This is a genomic window from Tolypothrix bouteillei VB521301, assembly GCF_000760695.4.
GTDB classification, from domain to species: Bacteria; Cyanobacteriota; Cyanobacteriia; order Cyanobacteriales; family Nostocaceae; genus Scytonema; species Scytonema bouteillei_A.
The window spans coordinates 4,779,959-4,803,816 of the sequence record NZ_JHEG04000001.1; the positions used below are offsets into that span (position 1 = coordinate 4,779,959).

At 40.6% G+C, this 23,858-nt stretch carries 22 protein-coding genes; 13 read left to right on the plus strand and 9 right to left on the minus strand.

Annotated features, from left to right (window positions below; genetic code table 11):
* Positions 1-37: 37 nt before the first annotated feature.
* Positions 38-772, minus strand: a complete 735-nt coding sequence (psb32, locus tag HC643_RS19170; protein ID WP_038085553.1) for a photosystem II repair protein Psb32 — start codon at positions 770-772, stop codon at positions 38-40.
* 65 nt (positions 773-837) lie between these two features.
* The gene (locus tag HC643_RS19175) at positions 838-1,335 is read right to left on the minus strand and encodes an NADAR family protein (RefSeq protein ID WP_038085555.1); all 498 of its coding nucleotides are present in this window, start codon (positions 1,333-1,335) and stop codon (positions 838-840) included.
* A gap of 161 nt (positions 1,336-1,496) precedes the next feature.
* Between HC643_RS19175 and HC643_RS19180 the strand changes: the two genes are divergently transcribed.
* From HC643_RS19180 to HC643_RS19195, 4 genes are all read left to right on the plus strand, one after another.
* The gene (locus HC643_RS19180; RefSeq protein ID WP_038085558.1) at positions 1,497-1,973 is read left to right on the plus strand and encodes a DUF2243 domain-containing protein; all 477 of its coding nucleotides are present in this window, start codon (positions 1,497-1,499) and stop codon (positions 1,971-1,973) included.
* Positions 1,974-2,047: 74 nt separating this feature from the next.
* Entirely contained in the window at positions 2,048-2,656 is a 609-nt protein-coding gene (locus HC643_RS19185; protein ID WP_038085560.1) for a DUF4129 domain-containing protein, read from the plus strand.
* Between the two features lie 69 nt (positions 2,657-2,725).
* Positions 2,726-3,814 carry a DUF4350 domain-containing protein gene (locus HC643_RS19190; protein WP_038085562.1) on the plus strand — a complete coding sequence of 363 codons (1,089 nt, stop codon included), beginning with the start codon at positions 2,726-2,728 and terminating at the stop codon, positions 3,812-3,814.
* 108 nt (positions 3,815-3,922) lie between these two features.
* Positions 3,923-4,540: a Uma2 family endonuclease gene (locus tag HC643_RS19195; protein WP_038085563.1), complete on the plus strand. Its 618-nt coding sequence runs from the start codon at positions 3,923-3,925 to the stop codon at positions 4,538-4,540.
* 63 nt (positions 4,541-4,603) lie between these two features.
* Here HC643_RS19195 and HC643_RS19200 read toward each other — a convergent pair whose 3' ends face one another.
* Entirely contained in the window at positions 4,604-7,639 is a 3,036-nt protein-coding gene (locus tag HC643_RS19200; protein WP_038085564.1) for a variant leucine-rich repeat-containing protein, read from the minus strand.
* A gap of 406 nt (positions 7,640-8,045) precedes the next feature.
* Between HC643_RS19200 and HC643_RS19205 the strand changes: the two genes are divergently transcribed.
* The 5 genes from HC643_RS19205 (at position 8,046) to HC643_RS19225 (ending at position 12,235) form a co-directional block, all read left to right on the plus strand.
* Positions 8,046-8,273, plus strand: coding sequence for an AbrB/MazE/SpoVT family DNA-binding domain-containing protein (locus HC643_RS19205; RefSeq protein WP_038083433.1), 228 nt, complete (start codon positions 8,046-8,048; stop codon positions 8,271-8,273).
* A 238-nt stretch (positions 8,274-8,511) separates the two neighbouring features.
* Complete coding sequence (locus HC643_RS19210) at positions 8,512-9,462, plus strand: AAA family ATPase (protein WP_038083435.1); 951 nt, start codon at positions 8,512-8,514, stop codon at positions 9,460-9,462.
* A 65-nt stretch (positions 9,463-9,527) separates the two neighbouring features.
* Complete coding sequence (locus HC643_RS19215) at positions 9,528-10,853, plus strand: DUF58 domain-containing protein (RefSeq protein ID WP_038083436.1); 1,326 nt, start codon at positions 9,528-9,530, stop codon at positions 10,851-10,853.
* 121 nt (positions 10,854-10,974) lie between these two features.
* Entirely contained in the window at positions 10,975-11,316 is a 342-nt protein-coding gene (locus HC643_RS19220) for a hypothetical protein (protein ID WP_050045961.1), read from the plus strand.
* A 70-nt stretch (positions 11,317-11,386) separates the two neighbouring features.
* On the plus strand, positions 11,387-12,235 hold the full coding sequence (locus tag HC643_RS19225; RefSeq protein WP_038081507.1) for a hypothetical protein: 849 nt from the start codon (positions 11,387-11,389) through the stop codon (positions 12,233-12,235).
* Positions 12,236-12,439: 204 nt separating this feature from the next.
* Here HC643_RS19225 and HC643_RS19230 read toward each other — a convergent pair whose 3' ends face one another.
* The 3 genes from HC643_RS19230 to HC643_RS19240 form a co-directional block, all read right to left on the minus strand.
* Positions 12,440-14,536 (minus strand): type I secretion C-terminal target domain-containing protein, encoded by a 2,097-nt coding sequence (locus HC643_RS19230; RefSeq protein WP_038081506.1) that lies wholly within the window; start codon positions 14,534-14,536, stop codon positions 12,440-12,442.
* A gap of 170 nt (positions 14,537-14,706) precedes the next feature.
* A complete protein-coding gene (locus HC643_RS19235) occupies positions 14,707-15,897 on the minus strand; it encodes an RNA-guided endonuclease InsQ/TnpB family protein (RefSeq protein ID WP_038081505.1) in 1,191 nt (396 codons plus the stop codon).
* Positions 15,898-16,273: 376 nt separating this feature from the next.
* Positions 16,274-17,233 carry a stage II sporulation protein M gene (locus HC643_RS19240; RefSeq protein ID WP_038081504.1) on the minus strand — a complete coding sequence of 320 codons (960 nt, stop codon included), beginning with the start codon at positions 17,231-17,233 and terminating at the stop codon, positions 16,274-16,276.
* An 80-nt stretch (positions 17,234-17,313) separates the two neighbouring features.
* Here HC643_RS19240 and HC643_RS19245 point away from each other — a divergent pair, with 80 nt between their 5' ends.
* Together HC643_RS19245 and HC643_RS19250 are read left to right on the plus strand one after the other, a co-directional pair.
* Positions 17,314-18,174, plus strand: a complete 861-nt coding sequence (locus HC643_RS19245) for a DUF7847 domain-containing protein (protein ID WP_038081502.1) — start codon at positions 17,314-17,316, stop codon at positions 18,172-18,174.
* 123 nt (positions 18,175-18,297) lie between these two features.
* Positions 18,298-19,077, plus strand: a complete 780-nt coding sequence (locus tag HC643_RS19250) for an RDD family protein (protein ID WP_038081500.1) — start codon at positions 18,298-18,300, stop codon at positions 19,075-19,077.
* A gap of 23 nt (positions 19,078-19,100) precedes the next feature.
* Here HC643_RS19250 and HC643_RS19255 read toward each other — a convergent pair whose 3' ends face one another.
* Both HC643_RS19255 and HC643_RS19260 read right to left on the minus strand, forming a co-directional pair.
* A complete protein-coding gene (locus HC643_RS19255) occupies positions 19,101-19,712 on the minus strand; it encodes a cobalt-precorrin-8X methylmutase (RefSeq protein WP_038081498.1) in 612 nt (203 codons plus the stop codon).
* A 73-nt stretch (positions 19,713-19,785) separates the two neighbouring features.
* Entirely contained in the window at positions 19,786-20,583 is a 798-nt protein-coding gene (locus HC643_RS19260) for a DUF1868 domain-containing protein (protein ID WP_082051724.1), read from the minus strand.
* Positions 20,584-20,672: 89 nt separating this feature from the next.
* Between HC643_RS19260 and holA the strand changes: the two genes are divergently transcribed.
* Together holA and HC643_RS19270 are read left to right on the plus strand one after the other, a co-directional pair.
* Positions 20,673-21,659, plus strand: coding sequence for a DNA polymerase III subunit delta (holA, locus tag HC643_RS19265; RefSeq protein WP_038081493.1), 987 nt, complete (start codon positions 20,673-20,675; stop codon positions 21,657-21,659).
* Between the two features lie 113 nt (positions 21,660-21,772).
* Positions 21,773-22,249, plus strand: a complete 477-nt coding sequence (locus HC643_RS19270) for a DUF4168 domain-containing protein (protein ID WP_038081490.1) — start codon at positions 21,773-21,775, stop codon at positions 22,247-22,249.
* A gap of 660 nt (positions 22,250-22,909) precedes the next feature.
* Here the strand turns inward: HC643_RS19270 and HC643_RS19275 are convergent.
* The gene (locus HC643_RS19275) at positions 22,910-23,530 is read right to left on the minus strand and encodes a helix-turn-helix transcriptional regulator (protein WP_038081488.1); all 621 of its coding nucleotides are present in this window, start codon (positions 23,528-23,530) and stop codon (positions 22,910-22,912) included.
* Positions 23,531-23,858: the final 328 nt, after the last annotated feature.

Here is a 23,858-nt window from a genome sequence, read left to right on the forward strand (position 1 = left end):
TGGTTAGTGGTTACCACTAACCACTAACCACTAACCACTAACCATTAGATGATGGCTGATTGATCTGGTAAATGTAGTATGTTGCCATTGGAATAATGGTTGCAGCAATGAGAAGCCCTATCACCCAAGCAGTTGCATTACCTTGATCGGTATCTTCTGCTTTTGTGAAGGTGCCTTCCACCTGTACTTTCTCAGCTATTTGGGGTGGTCCCGGATCGGGTTCCCCCGATAAGACGGCAACTATGCGATCGCTTGCATCTAAAAACGCCTGATTGTACTTGTTGCCGTCGCGTAATGGTGCTGTTAGGGTTTCAGAAGCTACACTTTTAGCAATGTCATCTGACAACAAAGATTTTACTTTGTCACCAGTCACAATTGAGACACCGTTGGTTAAGGTATCAATCATCAAGAGAGTTTGATTTGCCGATTGCTCTTTTGTGGGAAACCATCTTTGAAAGAGTTGTTTTGTAAAGCTTTCCGGTGTTTCACCATAGTCAAGACGGCGAACTGTAACAAATCTCACTTCATTTCCAGTTTTATTTGCCAAGTTTTCAAAAGCAGTGCTAATTTTGCCTTCGTTAGAACGGCTAAGAACTTCACCGCGATCGATAACCCAAGTACTACCTGGTGTGATATCCGGTATTTGATCTACACCTGTAGCCAGAGCAGGTACAGCAAACATGGAAGAAGCAAGAATTACCATCACAAGCGACAGAATGAGTAATTTGATATTTTTTGTCAAATTACTGACTGGATTGAGGATCTGTTTCATGAGATTTGCCAAAACATGGAATAATTGCACCAAGATTAATATATACCTACGGTACAATCTCTGGTTCAATTAGAAACTTGAAATCTCAGAGATTCAGAAACCCTTGAGGACAAGGATGGTAAAGTACGAAGCTCTTCACGCACGCTCATCAGAATTTTGCCAAGGTAATTTTGACCTGTATTTTTGGCTCCACATCCCCAAAAATAATCGGTGGGAGAATTTTCTACAATCGATTGGTCACCCGTGGTCAAAAGAATTTCTCTAATATCAGCATGAGTTAAAAACTTTTTGAGAACCGCTTCTCTCATAACTTGAGTTTTGACTGCCTCCCAGTCAGGACGAACCTGGCGAGTACAATCGCGACCTAACGCCGCCGCTTGTTCTGGCGTTTCGGCAACATAGATAAGAGGTATCACTACCGCATCTGGTGTTCCGACAAACTTTTGAGCTTGATAATAGTGCTCAACTGTAGACCAGCAAACACCATCGATTCGGATGGAGTGAAACGAAAAATTAGAAAAACAGCCGTAAGGCTGCCAAACCTTGTAAAAATAAATGGTCATATGAAAATTGCTTTTTTATGCCTCTATTTTCTTCCCTAACTGTAGATACTAGCAAGAACTGAGTAAATTTCAATTCTTCCGCAGTAAGTGTCTTTGGGTAGAGGATTGAGCTGGGAAGACAGATTTATCCTGAGGAGACAGTAAATGATGTGAGGTGGAGGATGGAAGACAAAAGCGGAAAAAGAGATCGTCGCACACCATTGCTTGTTGCTGGAATTTTTCTAGGTATAGGTCTAAGTGGGTTCTTTGATGGCATAGTCCTGCATCAAATTCTCCAATGGCATCATATGTTAAGCAGCATTCGACCTCCAACCACAGTCTCTAACATAGATATAAACACGCTTTGGGATGGCTTGTTCCATGCTTTTGACTGGATAATGACTGCGATCGGAGTTATTTTGCTCTGGAGGGCGGGACGACACAATGATGTTCCTTGGTCATCAAACCTTTACTTTGGCTCTATCTTCATTGGCGCTGGATTGTTCAACTTGGTTGAAGGTGTCATTGACCATCATATTCTCGGCATTCACCACGTGAAACCCGGACCCCACGAGTTAATTTGGGATTTAGGATTTTTGGCATCCGGTGCGCTGCTTGTCGCTCTTGGGTGGGTCATGATACAAAGGACAGAAAGTTAGTCACTAGTTGTTAGTTGTTGGCTGTTAGTAGGGGCGCAATACCTAACGCCCGTACACCCTCCCCATATTTTTCTATGTCCTTAGATTCTTTTGAAAAAACAAGTTGGAATTGGCAGATCTCTCAATTGCAACAACAAGTTGGAGAATGGATAGAATATCAGTTTTCTGGTTTCCAATTTAAACCAGATCTGCCTAGTGGATGGCAAATAAGCCCTTGGCTGTTTGACGTACTCAATTTTATATTTTGGCTGTTACTCAGTTTCTTCTTACTATGGGTTAGTTGGCGGTTGTGGCAAGAACTCAACCCCTATCTTTATTCTTGGTTAGCAAGAATCAGTCATTCAAGTCGTTCTAGTAGTAAAGGCAAAGAAAGCGAACAATCGGTAGCGATATGGTTGGCGCGAGCGCAAGAGTTTTACCGTCAGGGAGATTTTAGAGAAGCCTGTCGTTGTTTGTACTTTGCTATGTTACAACATTTACACGATCGCGGCGTTCTTCCCCACAAGCCCAGTCGTACAGACGGAGAGTATTTACAATTGCTACAAATGTCTGTCACCCCCGTACAACCATATGAAACTTTAATTACCACTCACGAGCAATTATGTTTTAGCAATGCGGATATCAGCTCTGAGAATTACGAGCATTGCCAACAAGCTTGTGAAGAGCTAATTGCTAATAGCTAATTGCTAATTGTCCTCTTAGCATTAGCCATTAGCCATTAGCCATTAACCATTAGCTATTAGCCAATATATATGAAACGCTCAAACCGTCTTGTTTGGATTGGGGCATTGGTATTATGTGTACTTGTATTACTAACTGTTATATCAGCGCCAACTACCAGTAAACATCATAGTGGTTCCACTTACAGCCTCTATCCCGAAGGATATGGGGCTTGGTATGCTTATATGGAAAGTCGGGGAACTCGCATTCAACGCTGGCAAAAACCTTTTGAGGATCTCAAGCTCGAGAAACGCCCAATCACTTTTGTCCAAATAAACGGTTACCAAAGACAACTTTCTTCATACGATTATGAGCGAGAATGGGTAGAAAAGGGGAATCGCTTAATCATTGTGGGAGTGAGCGAACCCGTAACAGCTGCAAAGTTCACCACAATGCAAGAATCTCCTGCAGGTCAAGTCAAGATTGATACACGGCGGCGGCACCCGCTTCGGAAAGGAGAAAAAGTGAGTTTGGGCGATCGCTTTGGTGCAATTGTGTGGGAAGAAAAATACGGTAAAGGAACAGCGATTTTTGTGATTCCTTCCTACTTAGGTGCTAATGCTTACCAAGAGAATCAAGCGAATTTTCAATATTTAGCAGATTTAGTCACTCAGAAAGATAATTTATTATTTGTAGACGAGTATATTCACGGTTATAAAGAACCCAGTGTTAGGAAACAAGAAGGCAAAGGGGATATATGGAGTTATTTAGCACAAACTCCCCTAATGCCAGCTTTTGTCCAAGGAGGTGTACTGCTAGTAGTACTGATTTGGGGACAAAACCGACGCTTTGGCAAACCAGTCTCCTTAGAGACGCCTGTTGTTGATAACAGCGAAGCTTATATTCAAGCGTTAGCAGGAGTTTTACAAAAAGCTGAATCGAGGGACTTTGTAGTGGAGATGGTTGGTAAAGAAGAACAACTGCAACTCCAAAAATCTTTGGGTTTGGGACAGCAGTTACTCGATCGTCCAAGTTTAGTCAATACTTGGGTACAACAGACAGGGGTTGCTGCTACAGAATTAGATGAAGTGTTAAACTTACAATCGCAAAAACGTCGATTGAGTGAAAAAGAACTGATAAGTTGGCTGGAAAAATGGAGAATAATAAGGCAGAAGATATAGCAATTCTAAATCATTTGTAAAAATTATCAACACTGTAGGGTGGGCAATATCCACCAAGAGGGTATTGCTTACCCTACTTAATATTTCACAAATCAAAGAGGTGAGAAAATGGCTCTAGCTCGATCCAAACAAATCACTTTTGAAGAATTTATAGCTTGGTATCCAGACAATTCCGAGCGTCGTTATGAACTTCATGATGGAGTAATTGTTGAAATGACACCACCGTCTGGCGAACACGAACAAGTCAAAGGCTTTTTAGCAGGAGAATTAACTGTAGAATTCAAACGTTTAAAACTTCCGTACTTCATTCCCAATCAAGCGATAGTAAAACCTCTAGACAACGAATCAGGATATTTACCTGACATTCTAATATTAAATAGTGACAACTTAGTCAATGAGCCTTTGTGGAAAAAAGAATCGACAGTCTGCCAACCCATATCAATTCCATTAATTATTGAAGTTGTCAGTACTAACTGGCAAGACGACTATTATTTGAAACTAAGCAAATATGAAATGATAGGTATTCCAGAATATTGGATAGTAGACTACGCTGCTTTAGGCGGAAGGAGATTTATAGGTAATCCCAAACAACCAACTATCTCTGTTTACAATTTGATAGAAAACGAGTACCAAGTTACTCTCTTTCGAGATAGCGATCGCATACAATCGGCAATATTTTCCGAATTGGATTTAACAGCGCAACAGATTTTTGATTCTGCGAAGTAAGTACAGTAGGGTGGGAACTTATGTCAGTAGACTGCAAATTTTTGGACACTATTGTAAGTGTAGTTAAGCTGAATCTTGTGTTTTATGAGCAAGATGAGATTTAGCTGTAGCACGAACTATACGGTTAGCGTCTTGGACAAGTTGCTGTAAAATTTCCGTTGGGGTTCTGGGATTTTGAGCTATGGCATATCGCTCCAACCAATACCAAGAACGAAAGTGTTTTGCAAGTAGTGCTTTAGGAGCCATTGGATGTAACAAAACGAACAATCGAGCAAAAGTCAGGCGATCGGAACCTGCATATTGTTCTAGAAGTGCTGATGCAGTTTCTACTTTGCGATCGAGGAGGTTTTTGATAGCGGCTGTTCTCAGCTGCTGGTTTTCTCCTGAATTATTTATGAAACTATTGAGCAAATCAATGGGTGTATGGGGGTTTTGAGCAACAGCCATGCGAACATCAAGGCACGTATCTGCTGCTAATTGTTCTAAAATATTAGCTGGAGTGTTAGAATGACGGGCAACAAGAACGCGAATTGGCAAAGAATTACTACTAGCAAGTTCTGCAAGGCTATCTGCATCAGTTTTCAAATTGTTTACGGCTACAAACTGTTTGATAATATCGCGATCGTCCGCTAGCCAACTCAAACTCAGTATCGCTTCTTCTGCAACAATATAATTTTCATCTTCTATCAATTGCAGCAAAACGTTTACAGGTGTATTTGAGTTATAAGCAACAGTAGCACGAACTTGCCAATGTGAATGTTTTCCCAATAGTTCTAGGGCTTGCTTTGGAGTGTTAGGATGACGGGCAACAACTATGCCCAAGCGCCAATCTTTATCAAGAGCTAATCTTGTAAGTATATCTCCAGATAGGTTTTGGTCTTGAGTAAAATGATAGACAAGATTTACTACCGCTAATTCCCGAACACATTCAACGAATCTACCAGCATATACAATATCTGTTCTACAATCAGCCTTATCTTGTAATAAATTTATAACAAGCATTATGGGAGTATTTGGATTGTAAGCTACAGCTCCACGAACATCTCCATGATTATCTTTTGCAAGTTGCTTGAGAATGCTACTGGATGTTTTGTTGTTGGCAGCAACTGCCTGTCTCACCTTATAGTCTATATCCCGTGCTAACTGCTCTAATATTTCTAAGGGTGTTTTGTTGTTGGTAGCAACTGCCGTTCTAACTGCATAGAATTTATCTTGCGCCAGTTGTCTTACAAGCTCAAAAGTGACATTCGGATGAGAAGCTACCGCAAAACGCACGAATTCTCCATAAGGATAGTTTAATAGCTGCTCCAGTATACTTGTGGGAGTGTCGGTATGTAACTCTATATTAAAGCGATCGTAAGATCCTAATTTTAGCTTAACATCATGGGGACAGAAACAATCAGATCTTAGTATAAAATTAGCGGTTTCTCGAACATGGTTATTGCTATCTTTTGCTAGTTTTTCTAAAGTCATTCTAGAAATATTGGCATTTTGACTGACAAACAAACGCACGTTTACTTCTGAATCTCTGCTCAAATACTCCAAAACACTTTCCGGTACATTTGCATGACAAGCAACAGCTTCACGTACAAAAAAAGTCTTATCTTGAGCTAGTAGTGCTAAAATTTTCCCAGAAGTCTTAGGATTTTTTGCTACAGCATCACGGATATAATCTTTTTCATCTGTTGCTATTCGTTGCAAAATATCTTGTGGTGTTGAAGGATTTTTAGCTATTTTTAGCAAAATAGCTTCATGACGCTTTGCTAATAACTCATTTAATAAATTAACAGTTACATTGGGATTTTCTGCTATTGCTGCACGAACTCTCCAATTTTTTTCTTGACTCAATTTTTCTAAAGTTTGTAAATGAGTATGATGATTGTTTGCTACAGATACTCTAACCTCTTGACTTTTATCTTCCGCCAATTGTTCTAAAATTTTAGTAGAAATCTTGCTATGACTAGCTACTATTTTTCTGACTCTCCAATCGTCATCTCTTGCTAACTGTTCTAAAATTTCTACTGGTGTATTGGCATGATAAGCAACCCGTTGCCGAATCAGTAACCATTGACTTTTAGCAAGTTCTGTCAGTAAATTAACAGTTGCATTTACATCTGCTACTGCTTGTTGCTGTAAGCAGAACTTTTGCAATGCCTTGAAAGATAATTTAGGATGAAGAGTAATTGATTGGCGAACTTCTACAGAATCATCACCCACCAATTGTTCTAATATATTTAAAGGTATGTTTGGGTTTTCAGCAGCGTAACATCGTACATATTTTTTTGGAGATACTGATAGCTGTTCTAAAACTGATAGAGCAGTATATGGATTTTTGGCAATTGTTTCAAGCATTTCTGGCATTAATATTGGCAGTACAAACTCAGGAAGAACACCAATTTCCCACAATAGTTGCTCGTTTGACGAGTTAAGAGTTGTTTTAAGAATTGATGCTTGTACCACTGCATCAATGTCTTCATCAATTTCCTCTACCCAGTTGATATGTAGTTTTGCGGACTCAGCAATTTCAAGGTTACATGAAGCGTCACATGCCTCAAATTCGCCGTCATAGCCGCCGTCCCCCCACATTGGATCTCTTTGAGCAGAAATATAACCTTCTTCTACATCAAAATATTTATTATGAACAATTTTTTCTAAATAATTTTTAGAAGTTTGAGGATTCATAAGGAGTGTCATTAGCACTGTTCGATCGGAATGTTGTGACGCAAAATCAAGTAGTATTTTTGGCACGTTATTCTGCATTAACAAACCTTGCAATGCTTCTACAGATAAATCTTCAAATATATTTGTTTCTTCCAGACAAAGAAGAGGAAAAATTGGATTTTCTAACACTTGTTCCGGGAATTCTTCAGCTAAATTTAGAAAAATATCTTTAGATATATTAGGATTAAGAGCAACTGCTTGACGAATTGTTCGGTCTGGGGATACTGCTAATTTAGAGAGTAATTCAGAGTCAGCACCAGGGTTTTTTGCAACTAACTGAGCAAGAGAGGAACTTTGTTGGGCAAGCTGACGTAGTTCGCTACTAGGTGTAGTGGGATCGCAAGCTCTTTGCTCGGAACTCGGTTTTTGAGTAGACATTATAATAATCTTATATGAAACTTTAATTACCACTTACGAGCAATTGTATTTTAGCAATGCGGATATAAGCTCTGAGAATTACGAGCATTGCCAACAAGCTTGTGAAGAGCTAATGGCTAATTGCTAATGGCTAATTGCTAATGGCTAATTGCTAATGGCTAATGGTTAATGGTTATGGAAAGTCGAGGAACTCGCATTCAACTCTAGCAAAAGCCTTTTGAGGATCTCAAGCTCGAGAAACGCCCAATCACTTTTGTGCAAATAAACTGTCTGAAAAAAGAACCACGTACATACAATAGTCATCAATTGGCTAAAAAATTAGAAAGCGATCGCTAAAAACTTTGGGGAGTTGGTAATTTAAGGCTAAAATTGTAGTTACACTCGTAATTACATTGGGGTAATTTTAATGATCCAGACCTTAAAGTTACACAAAATTGGTAATTCAGTAGGGGTGACATTTTCTAAGGAGTTGTTAGAAAAGCTCAACCTTTTTGAAGGAGATACTTTATTTGTGACGGAAACTGAACATGGAATTCAGCTTAGTCCTTACGATCCTGAATTTGAGAAAGCAATGGCCATTTATCGGGAAGGTAGCCAGAAGTTTCGTCATGCGTTGAAGGAACTGGCTAAGTGAAAAAAACCACGATAGCGAAATTCTAATAAGTGAAGCTCGCGATCGCAAAAAGCCATAGTGTCATTATAGTTATTGACAAAGAAGACAGCGACATAAGAAAAACTCATATAACTACACAGTAGCCAATTAACCCATTCCTAACATATAACAAAAATCAGTATGCTTATGTGAGATAAGTATTATGTCTGTTCTTCACAAACAGATAATTCTTCTATTTTGTGTAATTTTGTATCAATAAATGAATTCAAGCAATCCTGTATTAAATCGCCTTAATCAAGAACTCAATCAAGTTGTTGTCGGTCAATCTACCCTGATACAGCAGTTATTGGTAGCACTGCTAGCAGGTGGACACGTTATTTTGGAAGGAGTACCGGGAACGGGTAAAACTCTTTTAGTCAAAGTGTTGGCGCAGTTCATTCAAGCTGATTTTCGCCGCGTTCAACTGACGCCAGATGTTTTACCTTCAGATATAACAGGTACAAATATTTTTGATTTGACGACCCGCAGTTTCAGCTTAAAAAAGGGACCGGTGTTTACAGAAGTATTGCTTGCAGACGAAATAAACCGTACTCCCCCAAAAACGCAAGCAGCACTGTTGGAAGCAATGGAAGAGACGCAAGTCACGCTAGATGGTGAAAGCTTGCCTTTGCCAGATTTATTTTGGACGATCGCAACGCAAAATCCCCTAGAGTTTGAAGGGACGTACCCTTTGCCAGAAGCTCAGTTGGATAGATTTTTATTTAAACTGGTGGTCGATTACCCAGATCAAGCTGCAGAAAAGCAAATGTTACTCAATCGTCAAGCAGGATTTGCCGCACGACGAATGGATATTTCTGGTTTGCAACCAGTCGCAACCGTAGAGCAAATTTTGGAAGCCCGACAAGCTGTTAGAGAAATCAAAGTTTCTGAGGCGACGATTGACTATCTTTTGGCATTGGTAAGATCGTCGCGACAGTATCCCGATTTAACATTAGGTGCATCCCCTCGTGCGGCTGGTTCTTGGTTGCAAACATCCCAAGCAGCTGCCTATCTAGCAGGAAGAGATTTTGTCACTCCTGATGATGTAAAATCTGTTGCACCTCCTTTGTTGCGCCATCGTTTCATCCTTAAACCAGAAGCAATGCTAGATGGGGTACAAATTGATGGGGTTATTTCATCAATTTTGAATAAAGTTCCAGTCCCAAGGTAAAACGAAATCAATAGTAGTGAATTATATTCGCCAAAACTTTGCGGAAATCTTCTAAATAAGCATTTATGGTTCCATCTAAGCGAGTTTATTTCTTATTAATATTAGGAATTTTTATTGCACCAACCATAGCCATCTTTCTTGGCGTTCCAAATAGCATCTTGTTGACTTTGCTGTTTGATGTAGCAGTGCTGGTGTTAATGCTTGTCGATGGTTTGCAAGTGCGACGCCACCGAGTGCAGGTAACGCGGGAGTTACCATCAAGATTGTCCATTGGGCGGGATAACCCAGTTGTTCTTAAAGTCAAATCGGGAAATGCTACAGCAACTCTTCAAATCCGCGACTTTTACCCAACTGAATTTGGAGTATCTGTAGCACTTCTAAATGCTACTGTCCCCAGTAACAGTCATCAAGAACTGACTTACACGGTTCACCCAAGTCAACGTGGAGAGTTTTCTTGGGGTGATATCCAAATCAGACAACTCGGTGCTTGGGGTTTAGCTTGGGATAATAGAAAGATTCTTCACAGTTTGAAAGTTAAAGTGTATCCCGATCTGATAGGGTTGCGATCGCTTTCCATTCGCCTGACACTACAATCTTCTGGAGTCAACCGCCAATCCCGACAGCTGGGGATCGGTACTGAGTTTGCCGAACTGCGTAACTACCGCATGGGCGACGATTTGCGGTTTATTGATTGGAAAGCTACAGCCCGTCGCGTGGGTACTCATGGCAATACACCCCCTTTAGTTAGGGTTTTGGAACCAGAACAAGAACAAACTTTGCTCATTTTGCTTGACCGGGGAAGGTTAATGACTGCACGAGTGCAAGGTTTGCAAAGATTTGATTGGGGCTTGAATGCGACATTATCCCTAGCTTTGGCTGGATTGCAACGAGGCGATCGCGTAGGCGTAGGGGTCTTTGACCGTCAAATGCATTTGTGGATTCCTTCAGAAAGAGGTCAACATCACTTGAGCCATCTTATAGATCGCCTGACTCCCATTCAACCCGTATTACTAGAATCTGATTATGTAGGTGCAGTCACGAGTGTTGTGCAGCAGCAGTCCCGGCGTTGTCTTGTGGTTGTCATTACCGATTTAGTTGATGTGACTGCTTCTGTGGAACTTCTTGCAGCACTCACCAGACTGACACCCCGCTATCTACCCTTCTGTGTCACCCTGCGCGATCCGCTTGTTGACCGCATAGCACACACACCAGAAAGTGAAGTCACGGCTGCTTATACCCGTGCTGTCGCCTTGGATTTATTGGCACAAAGGCAAGTCGCATTTGCCCAGCTCAAACAAAAAGGGGTATTGGTACTTGATGCACCTGCAAGTCAAATAAGTAACCAATTAGTCGATCGCTATCTAGGACTCAAAGCACGCAATTTATTGTGATTTTACATTTATAAAGTTTGCGTGTGCTCTCAGTATTCTTTCCGAAACCGCCGAAAGCCCCAGTGTAGATACGGATAGATTGATTTAATAAAACGCACCGAACTATCTATACTGGAGTCCTATGAAAAACCTTCTAACACAACAACCCAAATTCAACACCCGCAACGTTGTGAAGTTAGGCTTGATTTCGTTGGCGCTCTCTCTGTCACTAGGAACTTATACTCGAGCATATGCTGAAGAAGTTGAAGTTCTATCGATTCCACCTCAAGAAGCATTCTTTATAGAAGATAAGACAGCAACAACTTCCGGTAACGATGAAGCGCCTTCACAAGGTGTTACAACCTCCACCGATGAGACAACATTGCCGGATATGCCCCACAATACAGAACACTTGCAAAGCTCTGGAAATACAGCTAACGCAGTGCCTGCAACGTCTCAAACCTCGAGCCAAGTACAAATGTAGAATTTACACCGATCGCGGAGGATTGTTGCAATGGTTATGATGGATTGTTCGTTGTTTGAATTTTAATTGAATGCAGCAGCTTAGCATCGGTAATGTTGTTAACTTAAGTTTTTATTTATACCGCTCTCACTTAAAACAGTATTTTCAATTAGCATTCACTGCACATTTATGGGTGTTAGTTCCCATTTACGGTTGGGCTAAATTTTATGCGATCGCTGGTTTAATATCTCGTTTAGCTTTTCAAGATTTAATCGGTCATCCAGAAACTATTCAAGCTGCAAAAAGCCACGTAAATCGTAACTTTTGGAAGTTTTTATCAACAGTCATAATTGTTTTTTTAACAGTCTGTATACTATTTTTGGTCTTTTATATCTTATCTTCTCTAATTGCTGGACTTCTCTTCATAATCATTTCTTTGGTTACAGGCTCTTCGCCAAGAACGATGGCAAATCCATTTAGTAGTTCTTTATTTCTCGCAATTATAGTACCAACAGTTACTGCTATATACGTTAGCCCTTTTTGGTTTTATACTTACTTTTTTGTTACAGATTTACCTTTAGTTTTAGACAAGATCAACTCCTTTCAAGCCATTAATAGAAGCTGGAAGCTCACCAGAGGTCACATTAAACGTATTTTAGGAATTATTTTTATTTCTCTATTGATAACATTCCCTCTACTCACGTTATCTTGGTTTGTTTGCAGTTTATTGATAGGAGGATTTTTAGGTATATTTTTTCAATTTTTCTTAAATAATCCTAACAATGATTCTTCTTTAGGATTCTTATTGTTTTTTGTATTAAATACAGTGACAGGAATCTTAACAATGCCTTTTTGGCAATCAGTCAAAGCTGTTGTTTACTACGATATTCGCTGTCGTAAAGAAGGTTTGGATTTGAAGATAGTGAGCCGTAAAGTTTAACTCATTTTGGCTACTTTCGCTTCCACAATGAGCCTCTTAAATAGGGAGCATCCCAATGAGTGAAAAAACACGCCTGCGATTGAAATCACGCCTATTATACAAACGCTCGTCCGCCTGTAAGGACTTTATTTAAAGCCTGCGCAGGCAGGCTTTGTTTGTGTAGCCCCAGAATTCTATTCTGAGGCAAATTTGGGATACTCCCCACTAAACAACAATAAAGTTGTTTGCACTCAATTGAGAGACGTTAACTTTTTCCAACACCAAGAAGTTATCAAACTTACTAAATTTGGTATCGCCATCCCTGTCAATACGAACTGCTGTACCGGAAGCAACTTGTTTTAATTCAACGTATTTGGAGAATCGTTGCGATGAGTTGTCATACATCGAGCTGTTGAAGATGCGACGCAAGTCGATAGTATCCTGAGTGGGGTCAAAATCAACAATTGTGTCTCCTCCTTCTTTCAAGCTGTTGTAGACAAAGCGATCGCGACCCTTACCACCGGAAAGCCGATCTTCTCCTTCACCACCGATGAGATAGTCATTCCCCTGACCACCCCAAAGACGATCTTTGCCCGAACCCCCAATCAAAACATCAAAACCTTCTCCTCCTACAAGTGTGTCATCACCCTTGCCACCGTTGAGGATATCGTTCCCTTGTTTCCCTCGCAAGGAGTCATTGCCACCTTTGCCATTTAAGATATCGTTGTTATTGGTACCATTCAATTCGTCGTTCCCATCAGTTGCCTTTGCGTCTTTGATAGGAAGAGGGGTGGTACTGGGGTTACTATGAGTTTCAATGAAGTCTTGCAGCGCTTCCCACTTTGAGGAAGTAGGTTGGTAAAGGTGTTCCAAAGCACCCCAAGAACCCCATTTATTTGGCGTGCCAATATCAGAAAAATTCACAAACGCGCTACCATCGGTCAGCTTATCCCAACTCTCTAGGTACTTGCCATACAGCTCTCCCATACGGGGATCGCGGTTGGCATTGATAAACATTTTCATAATGGCTTCATTGTTCTCGACGCCTTTGATGCCAACTAAGTGCTGTCCCCCTTCATAGGCAACTAAATTTACACCATATTTATCAGTGATTTCTTTATTGTTGGTGATGTGCTCCAGTGTTTTTGGCAGTGCAGTCTTATTCAAGTAGTCAAAAACTTTCGCTAAACCACCATCTGATTGCTTTGTCCAACTCTCTACTTCAGCTTCTTGTTGCGGTGATACATTGAATCCAACATAGGGAGCAATACCAACAGCATCAACTGTGAAGTTGGGATCGTAGGCTTGCACTTTCTTCATCAATTGCTCGGTAACCCACGGGTTTGCAGCTTGGCTACCGAGGACTGTCACGACACGATCTTTCTCGTTGCCAAACTCCTTATCCCAAATATCACCTACCTGTTCGGTACGGCGGCTTTGCCAATCCAACCAGTCGCCACCAATTTTTTTTCCTTGCTCGTTTGCCCAATGAAATTGCTCGAACTGAGAATTCCAAACCTCATTGGAATATTCCACGTAAACTTTGAGCTTTGGATCGAGCTTTTCTTTGACGATCTTGGCAAAGTTGGCGACATACTCATCTGTGGCTTGATGGGGAATTGTAAACCAAGGATTTGCTCCCGTTTTATTTGCCAGTTCCACCATCACTTCTACTGGCACGCCTTTATTGCTGTAAGTGTAGTTTGACGTTGCCGTTGTTGGTCGATTCTTCCACTCGCCTTGGTCGGAACCATTAGTTCCCATCCAATCCATAAACCTGAGTGTAGAAAAATTATCAATTTTCTCTACAAAGGTGGGATTAAAAATTTGGGTCTTGTAAGTTTTTTCGTAAGCTTCCGGTACGATGCGAACATTGCGAATGTAATTTCCCGTACCGTTGGGATCTGTTTCGGTCAGTTTCAGATAAATGCCCGAACCTGAAGGATTGACATCAATAACATCTCGACCTGGCTTGGAACTCGCTGCATCTAGTTTGGCATCAAATCCATACTCCAATTTACCTTCGCCTTCGTACAGCACCACATATTTGCCCCCAGGATAATTTTCTTTTACCCCAGGAGCAAGGGAAATGCGATTGATTAACGTTGCAACAGAAGTGTACTGGGGATTTGGGTCTCCTACCTTGGGTAATGATTTTACCCAACCATTCTCATCCAAGTTGAGTTTTATATCGCTTCCAGCATTCCAGAGTCCCGGCTTCTGTGGAAACCACGAGGCAGCTGTTTTGAAGACATCTAAAAATGGTAGTTCACTGGACCAGTAAGAAACTCCACTAAGATTTGTACCTAAAAGGCTCGACACGATCGATCTCCTTGAGTAACGTCAGTTGGTAGAAGCCGTTATAAAAGACCTACTCAAAGCTAATCAATGCTAGACATTTCTCGTCACTGGTATCTAGCTTTCACTTTGATGCTTAATTCCTGCTTCACTCTGGTGATGTCGGCATCCTCCAGTCCACAGGCTCACACTGCCTAACTAGCAGCGATGGACGAATAATTCTTAAGGTTGATTGCAGCGTTCAAGTCTCTGTTTAAACTCAGACCGCAATCACACTCAAAAGTCCTTTCTTTAAGAGACAGTTCTTTTTTAACTGTTCCACACTTGGAGCAAGTCTTAGAACTGGGGAACCATCTATCAGCAATGACAAGCTTTGAGCCATACAGTTCGCACTTGTAGGTTAGCTGTCTACGAAATTCAAAAAATCCCATATCTTGAATGCTTGCTGCTAGCTTGCCGTTAGCCATCATGCCTGATACGTTCAAGTCTTCAATAACTATTACACCGTGGTTCTTGGCTAATAATGTGGTCAACTTGTGTAATGTATCTTTTCGGATGTTGGCTATCTTTCTATGCAGCCTAGCTACTTGCATTTGGGCTTTTTTCCAGTTAGCTAAGCCTTGAATTTTATGGCGATTCAGCCATTGCATTCTAGCTAACTTGTCTTTGTATTTTTTGTACGATTTAGCTCCTTCAATAATCTCACCAGTGGACAATGTTGCTAAATTCAAAACACCAAGGTCAACGCCTACAATGCTGACATTGAGTGATTCTTGTTGCGAAGTCTGCCGGATAGAATCTTCTACCCGGAGAGCTTCGCGTGGTACATCAAACCTGAGTGAAATAAACCATCTATCAGCTTCACGACTGATGGTGACTGATTTCGGTTGAACTTGGGGTGAGACAGCCCTGCAGGCGGGAAACCCGCCGTAGGGGACTGCGAACCCGAAGGGAAGTCGTTCATAGGTTTTCAATACACCAATCTTTGGAACTTGAATTTTACAATTCCCGAGAATTTTGACAGTGCCTTCTAAAGTAAAATTGTCGTGCTGTCCTTTCTTTTTAAATTGTGGAACTCCTTTCTTCTTTTCAAAACAATACTTCCAAGCAATTCTCAACGCTCTTAGAGCTCCTTGTGGTGTAGATTTAGAACATTCGTAATACCAAGGGCACTCTGATTTTACTAATGCTACTAACCATTTATGTAAGTCAATTGCCGTCGGAAACTTGATTTTCTCTGTAGGATTTTCTTCGTTCCAATCAAGAATTTGCTTGGTTAAACCTAATCCCCAGTTCCACGCATGACGTGCCACACCACAATGTTTTAGTAACTCTGTTCGCTGTTGGTTATTTAATTTCAATTCTGTCTTAAAACCTAACAGCATTTACTTGACTCCATTAACAACTTGTGTCATACCATCAATTAATTTCTGGTTTTTCTTGCTACGTGAACATAATTATCATTATACAGCCAAGGGTAACTATTTGAGTCTATTTAAATTTTGTATTATTTTTTCTCAAAATATATTAATTCACAATGACTGGGTGTTGCAGTATGCTCGCGCAAATTTGGGATGCGCGAGCATTGTCACCTGAAAAACTTTCCACTGACATTCCCCTAAAGCTTAGCAGGCAATAAGTTCCTGCATTATTCATTTCTGTTTAATTCAGGTTAGATTTGAGAAGTGATATTAGTCAAATCACCGCATTTTTAAAAAATTCGAGGATTTTCCAGACCCTGACAATTTATTTTGACAAATGTTAAATAGCTTTTTGCCGACGGCTGAAATAAGCTACTAAAAACACAAATAATCCCATGCCCACAATATACTTCACCGGATCTGGCACAGAGGGATTGGGAGAGAAAAATCCTTCAATGATACCAGCAACAACTAACATTGGTACAATCCCAAAAACTAGCTGTACTGCCTTAGAACCATAGAACTTAAGCGCATCCATGCGGCGGTATTTACCGGGAAATAAAATGGCTCTTCCTATTAAAAAACCTGCCCCACCTGCTAAAAAGATTGCAGGTAACTCTAACGCTCCATGTGGCAAAACAAAAGCCCAAAATGGATACGCAAGATTATTTTGCCCCACAAGTGTAGCAATGGCACCAATTAACAAGCCGTTAAACACCATCAAGTAAGCCGTGTAAAATCCGGCTGTCATCCCACCTGCAACAGCACCAAAAGATACCGACAGATTATTGATTGTAATACCGCTTGAAGCTAAAGGTTCAATACCCACGATCGACCCCATCCAAAGTTTATGCTCGTCTCGCACCATTTTGATTAACCGTTCTGGCACTACACCAGACAAAAAAGCCGGATCATGCCATGCGTACCACCAAGCGACTAATGCTCCTAATAAAAACGTCCCGAAAGCTGCAGCAATGTAGGGAAAGGTTTGCTGCACGAGTGATGGTAGTCCCCAACGATAAAATTGCAGCACTGCTTGCCATTCCTGACGGCGCGAACCTTGATAAATTTGTGCATAGGCTCTGTTTGTTAAAAGATGTAAATTTTGTAGTAATGTGTTACCAAGTTGCTGGGTGCGGGCGCGTGCCAAATCTGCAGCAACCGAGCGATACAAACTTGCTAATTCTCTAATTTCACTGGAATTCAGCGATTTTAACCCTTTTTTCTCAACCTGGCTTAATAAGGCATCAAGACGCTGCCAATTTGGTTCTCGTCGAGCAATCCAACGTTGAATATTCATAAAGTTTGGGAATACTAAGTATTAATTAACTTAAGATAGCCTCAAATTCACTGCTCCACTCGATCGGCGTCTTTGAAATTATGTCCTATAATCCCGGTTCTCCGAGCCCCATACAACCTCTCAGTCTTGGTAACGTTGTCAGTGCAGGACTGAAATTATACAGTTCTCATCTTAAGTCTTATCTTACGCTGGCATCTATTGCGTATTTATGGATATTTGTACCTGTCTATGGTTGGGCAAAATGTTCGGCTAATTTGGCTTTAATATCCCGTTTGGCATTTGGTGAATTAGTCAGTCAACCCGAAAGCGTTGAAAGCGGTCGTCGTTTTGTGAATTCTCGACTGTGGCAATTTTTAGTTATGGGCTTATTAATGTTTGCCATTGGTATGGGATTGGCTATAGTTATAATCATCCCCTTTGCTATTTTTGGTGGAATTTTAACTGGGATGTTTGTTGCAAGTCAGACAAGTGGCGCAGCTGTCAATCCTGTAGTTGTCATGACAATTTTATTATTAGTACTTCTTTTGATCCCACTTATTGCAGGAGCTATATTGTGGGTACAAGCCCGGTTTTGTCTTGTTGAAATTCCCCTTGCTATTGAAGATAATGTTGATGGAACTTCAACTATCAGTCGAAGCTGGGAATTAACAAAAGGACATGTGTGGCGAATTGCGGCTATATTATTTGTTGCCTATTTAATTACTTTTCCCATACAACTTCCGTTTACTTTTGTGAGTGCCATTATTCAAGGAATATCAGAGGCTATAGTCCGGGATAATCCGGGCTACGCCATACTCTTATCTTTGCTACGTCTAGTTATTACTTTGATTGGTGGTGCTTTGGTCGTTCCATTTTGGCAGTCAATTAAAGCGGTTATTTACTATGACTTGCGAAGCCGTCGTGAAGGATTGGGCTTGAGAATACGAGATTCAGAAATTTAAACAATGGCTTTCCGGGTTTATTAGTTCCCTTCGCCCGGACACCTGCTAACAGGACTGGATTTACCAGTGACTGATGGCAAATAACGCTCCTCACTCATTCATTTTCATTATGTCAAATTACTTATGCATATATTTAATCGTGTAAAATTTCGTACACCGGAAAGTGTGGAATTAGAATTTACTCTAGCTGGTATTGGCAATCGTGCGTGGGCGTTACTGATTGACTATCATGTTTTAGCTGCAATTATGGTGGCGTTAATTGTTACGTGGACAACGGTATCCGTCCAATTGAGCGCGATCTGGACATCTATTTTTGGTAGCAAAGCCGCTCTCTGGTTGATTGCGATCGCATCCCTCTTTGGCTTTACAATTTATGCAGGATATTTTGTAATTTTTGAAACACTTTGGCAAGGCCAAACTCCTGGTAAACGAGTTGCCAAGATTCGCGTTGTTCGAGATGATGGTAGACCTGTAGGGTTGCCACAAACGACATTGCGTGCTCTGCTAAGACCGATTGATGAGTTTTTATTTATTGGTGCTTTTCTGATTATGTTTGCTCGAAGTGAAAAGCGTGTGGGAGATTTAGCAGCCGGTACAATTGTCATTCAAAATCAAACTGTACCTGCGTCGAGGACTTTTACTTTATCAGAACAGGCGAAGCAAGAGGCAGATAAATTGCTACAAGCTACCGATTTCTCAGTCATACTACCAGATGATTTTGCTGTGATTAAAGAATATTTGCACAGACGAGGTGGTATGACAGCAAAAGCAAGAGCTTCAGTCGCTTTGCGACTTGCTAAAGATGTTCAAGAAATTCTTCATTTGGAGACAATACCTGAAAACACGTCCTCTGATGTGTTTTTGGAAGCGACGTATATTGCTTATCAAAATTTTCGGGGCTAGTAACTTCTAGTCGCTACCAACGACTAACACTCCCAAGCCAGGGTAATTAAAGCATTAACAATCGCAGCAGCAACTGGAGAACCGCCTTTGCGCCCTTCCACTCGAATTTGATGCACGGTAGTATTTGCCAGTGCAGCTTTTGACTCTACAACAGAAATAAAGCCCACAGGAGCACCAATCACTAAAGCAGGAAGTTGCACTGAAGGTGTTGTCAATTGTTGGCAAAGGGCGAGTAAAGCTGTAGGAGCATTACCAATGGCAAAAATTGCTTCTGGGAATTCCTTATAGCATTGCAATAAACCAGTTTCCGTGCGTGTTTTGCCTGGAAGTGGTGTTTGAGCAATTTCCACAGCACTTATTAAAGGATTGCCAAAGGTTTGGGCTACTAACCCTGCAACTCCTTGCTTGACCATACCGACATCAGTCACGATGGGGACACGTCGATGTAGAGCTTCGATTCCCACTTGGATCGCTTTTTCGGAAAATTGTATGAGGTGCTTGAACTCAAAATCAGCGGTGCTGTGAATAACCCGGCGAACGATGGCGTACTCAGCACTGGTAAAATTATGGTCGCCAATTTCGCTGTCAATGACAGCAAAACTCTGTTCCATAATCGGATGGATGGGCAAATTCATTTGAAAACTATGTTAGTGGTTAGTGGTTGGTGGTTAGTGGTTAGTAGCTATCAACTAACCACTAACGACTAACTCATCCGAAATTCAATATTGGCCAATCTGGTTCCCGATAATAGCGAGTCATATCGTCAAATTTTCGTAACTCAGCACGGTGTATGAGAAATGCGGGTGCATTTTCTATCAATTGCTGATTGAGATTGTCAAATATGGAAGCTAAGTTATCGCGCTCTACACTGGGGGAAACGTCCCCGAAGTATCCTAAAGTAACGTGTGCTGTTAAGTGATAGTGTTGTTCAATTCCTAATGGCAGAAGATTGGAGTTTTGATAAATTGTGCGACGAAAGTTAATAATTTGCTCGTAGGAGTACTTATCTTGAGGTACTAAACATATACCTATAGCTCTTGGCATAACTGTTAGCCCTTGCATTTGCCAGCGTATTGGTTGAGATGGGGGTGTTATTGATTGCTGGTACTGTTGGAAAATTCCCGCAAAGAGCGATCGCAACTGCTCGTCGAACTTTGGATTCTTTTCACAAGCGTCTCGGTAAGCACTATCCCAAATTAAATCCGCCAGCGTCAAATGAAAGCTAGCAGGAGGAACGGGTACGATCGTTTCCGTGTTGTTGACAGGTAACTTTAAAAGTTCCTCTTGGTAGTTTTGTAAATATTTGTAGAAATCTGTGTTTTGTGAGTCCTCTTCTTGGGGAGGGGTTATAACTGTATAACCGGGAAAAGGGACTGCTTTTCTTCCTCCAGTCGGAAGCGGCTGAAATTTGGAAGATTCCTGAATATGCTGAATTTGTGTTCTGTAGGCTTCTAACAGCGTCATCCGCGCTACTCTATTTAAGTAAGTTTGATAGTTGTCGTCCAACCTATATATCCTCGCACTCTCACGCTTATTGATTGTAGGCAACAGCAGTCAACTTCACTACTTGATTTAAGAAGTATTTAGTTTTTGATATGCCAATCCATGTCTACTGGGGAGAGGATGATTTTGCCATCGAAAAAGAAGTTTCTCTCCTGCGCGATCGCCTACTCGATCCATTATGGGCTAGTTTTAACTACACTGTAGTGTCAGATGAGGACACAGATGCGCCAATCCAAGCCTTAAATCTAGTCATGACACCGCCATTTGGTGCAGGTGGTCGTTTGGTATGGCTTCCAAATAGTACCATTTGCCAGCAGTGCCCGGAAAGTTTACTTTCTGAATTGGAAAGAACTTTGCCTGTCATTGCTCCTAACTCCTACTTATTGCTAACAAGCGGCAACAAGCCTGATGAGCGTCTCAAGTCTACCAAACTTCTGAAAAAGTTTGCTGAATTTCGAGAATTTTCTCTGACGCCACCTTGGAAAACGGAAGCCCTGATACAATCCGTCAATCAAGCCGCCCAAACTGTAGGTGTCAAACTGACGCCTGGGGGTGTGGAGATGTTAGTAGAAGCAGTGGGAAATGATACACGCTTACTATATAACGAACTCGAAAAACTACGGCTTTATGCTGAGGGTAGCACGAAACCTTTAGATACAGACGTTATCGCTCAGTTAGTTAGAAATACGACTCAAAGTAGCTTAAAATTAGCAGAAGCAATTAGAACAGGAGACACAGTTCGAGCTTTGATGATTTTGACAGACTTGATCGATGCTTGCGAACCCCCTTTACGGATCGTGGCTACCCTCATCGGTCAGTTTCGCACTTGGTTGTGGGTTAAGCTGATGGTGGAAAGCGGAGAACGCAATCTGCAAGCGATCGCTAAGGCTGCAGAAGTAGCCAATTTTAATCGAGTTTATTTTTTGCAGAAAGACGTTAAGTTTATCTCTGTAAAACAACTGATCTCCTGTTTACCGATACTACTGGATTTGGAAGTTAGTCTCAAACAGGGAAACTCAGAAACATCAGTACTACAAACTAAAGTCATAGAACTTTGCCTAGTCTGTCGGGGAAAATAACATTAGAAATCAGGGATAGTACAGAAGAGTACACCTTTTGTGGAACTTCTTTCTCACAAAATAATTCAGAGTAAATTAAGATATCCCCGCTGTAGTTGTTTTGTATAAAGCTGATGAAGAAAATTTCCCATCGATTGCTCCGACTTAATCTAATTCGGATACTCTCCCAGTCTATTTTTGTGGGCTTTATTGCTACTGCTAGTTTAGTTTCTAGTGTTTGGATCTTAAACTCAAAAGCTTACGCTCAAAATCCGCCAACAGTCACTTCCAATGAAGTAACCAGCTACGCCAAAACAATGTTAACAATGGAACCCTTGCGCCAACAGGCTTTTGATGAAATTAAAAAGATGGTTGGTAGTAAAGATGTTCCTCAAATAGTTTGCAACAATAAAAACAGTTTTAATAGTTTGCCAAACAAAGCTAAAGATATTGCAGTGAATTATTGCCAGCGCTATCAAAAAGTTGTTGAAGATAATGGAATGACTATTGATAGATTCAACCAAATTACTTTAGAAGTTCAAAATAATGAGGAATTAAAACGGCAAATATACAATACATTACTGCGATTGCAAAAGAATCCCCAATCATAATCAATGATTTTTTTAAGAGTTGAATAACTGACTGTTAGACCCGTCTTGCTACGATCCAATCGTACTTGGCTCGAGATGGATATTGACAGGCGTCGCGCACAATATTTGTCTTGAAATGACCCTTCTCTAATCTCTAACCCCTAATTCCTGACCCCTATTGTTTCTGGAAATCACTCTTCCGGAGTTCCTATTTTCAACATTAAGGTAAAAAGTCAAAAGTCAGTATCGAGTTGACTTTTGACTGAGTATGAAAGATATCCCGTTTCTGTAGTAGACCTCTTGTAAAATTACCCAATGACTGCGATCGTAAAACTACAAAGACACGATTCACCTAAATTGCTTGTAGATAAGAACTACAGAGAAGGAGTCATGAAATGTGTAGATTCAGACTTTAGCCTCAAAGGGTACGTTAATGTTTACAAGGTATCTAAGATTACAAGATAAAGGATTATTATCTGTGAGGGTAGTACCCGTAAGGGTAATGTTTAATTTGAATTTTTTTAAAATTACCCATCTCAACTGAATGAACTGGAACTGGTTGTCGAGCGCTAGCGAGTGGTGTTGTTAATTTCATAAATTTGTAGTTGCGCTGTGGCTAACACCACTCTTGTGCGAACAGCATCGTAGAAATCAGTTACAGCTCGGACCGACCGAGCAAAATTAATCTGAGAGGTCGTTAGTATCGCTGTTATGCCGTTTTGCATGAATGTTCTTCATATGTTTTTTGACGGTATTCACAGTAATGTAAAGCTGGTTAGCGATTTCTTTGTAGCTGAATTTAGCCCGATAAAGACACCAAATTTCAGCTTCACGCGGTGTTAGGTCATATTTTTTAATCTCTGTAAGAGCAATATTCTTGAGAGATTCATATCTATTTTCAATAGTGACTAAAAAGCAAGAATGATGCAATCTATCTATGTTTAACCATCTGATACGTACTCGAAAAACAGTTGCTTTATCTAAAGCTATTTCATTAGACAAAACGATAGATTCTTCTGGAAAAAAGTTTTTATTTTCTAGTAATGATTTGCATAGGCTCCAAATAGCAGTTGGTACAACATCAGAGCAAGCACTGTTTTTGTTTAATTGAGCTAGAATATGATGAGCTGATGTATTAGCGTGAATAAGTTCGCCTGTTTTTGTTAATATCAAAATCCCGTCTTGTAAACTTTCAATCACTTCTTGTAGAAAAGAAGCTGCTTGTACATCATAAGATGGAGTGTCATATGGTTGTTGAGTTTGAACTAGTTTTGTTGGGAAGGTTTTTGTTATCGTTATCATATAAGGTAACTCTTCTTGCTCACCACTGTTGATTTAATAGTTTCATTTAAATTAAGATATGCACCCTGACGCGTAGTCGTTTACCTTTAAGTCATTACAATAGAAAATTAAAAAAATGTATTCGCTATTACACGGTATTTTCCGATCCCAAGTTTCTCAAAAATTTCGCAGTTTTTATGAAGACAATTTTAAATACAAGTCTGAGATCGCCTATTTCGGATGTATGTAAGTAGTCTTCATGGACTGCGTAGATCGCAGCACAAAAAAGGCGTTGGGTATTGACACGCAAACAATACCCAACGCCAGTGAAAACTACAAAATTCAACAA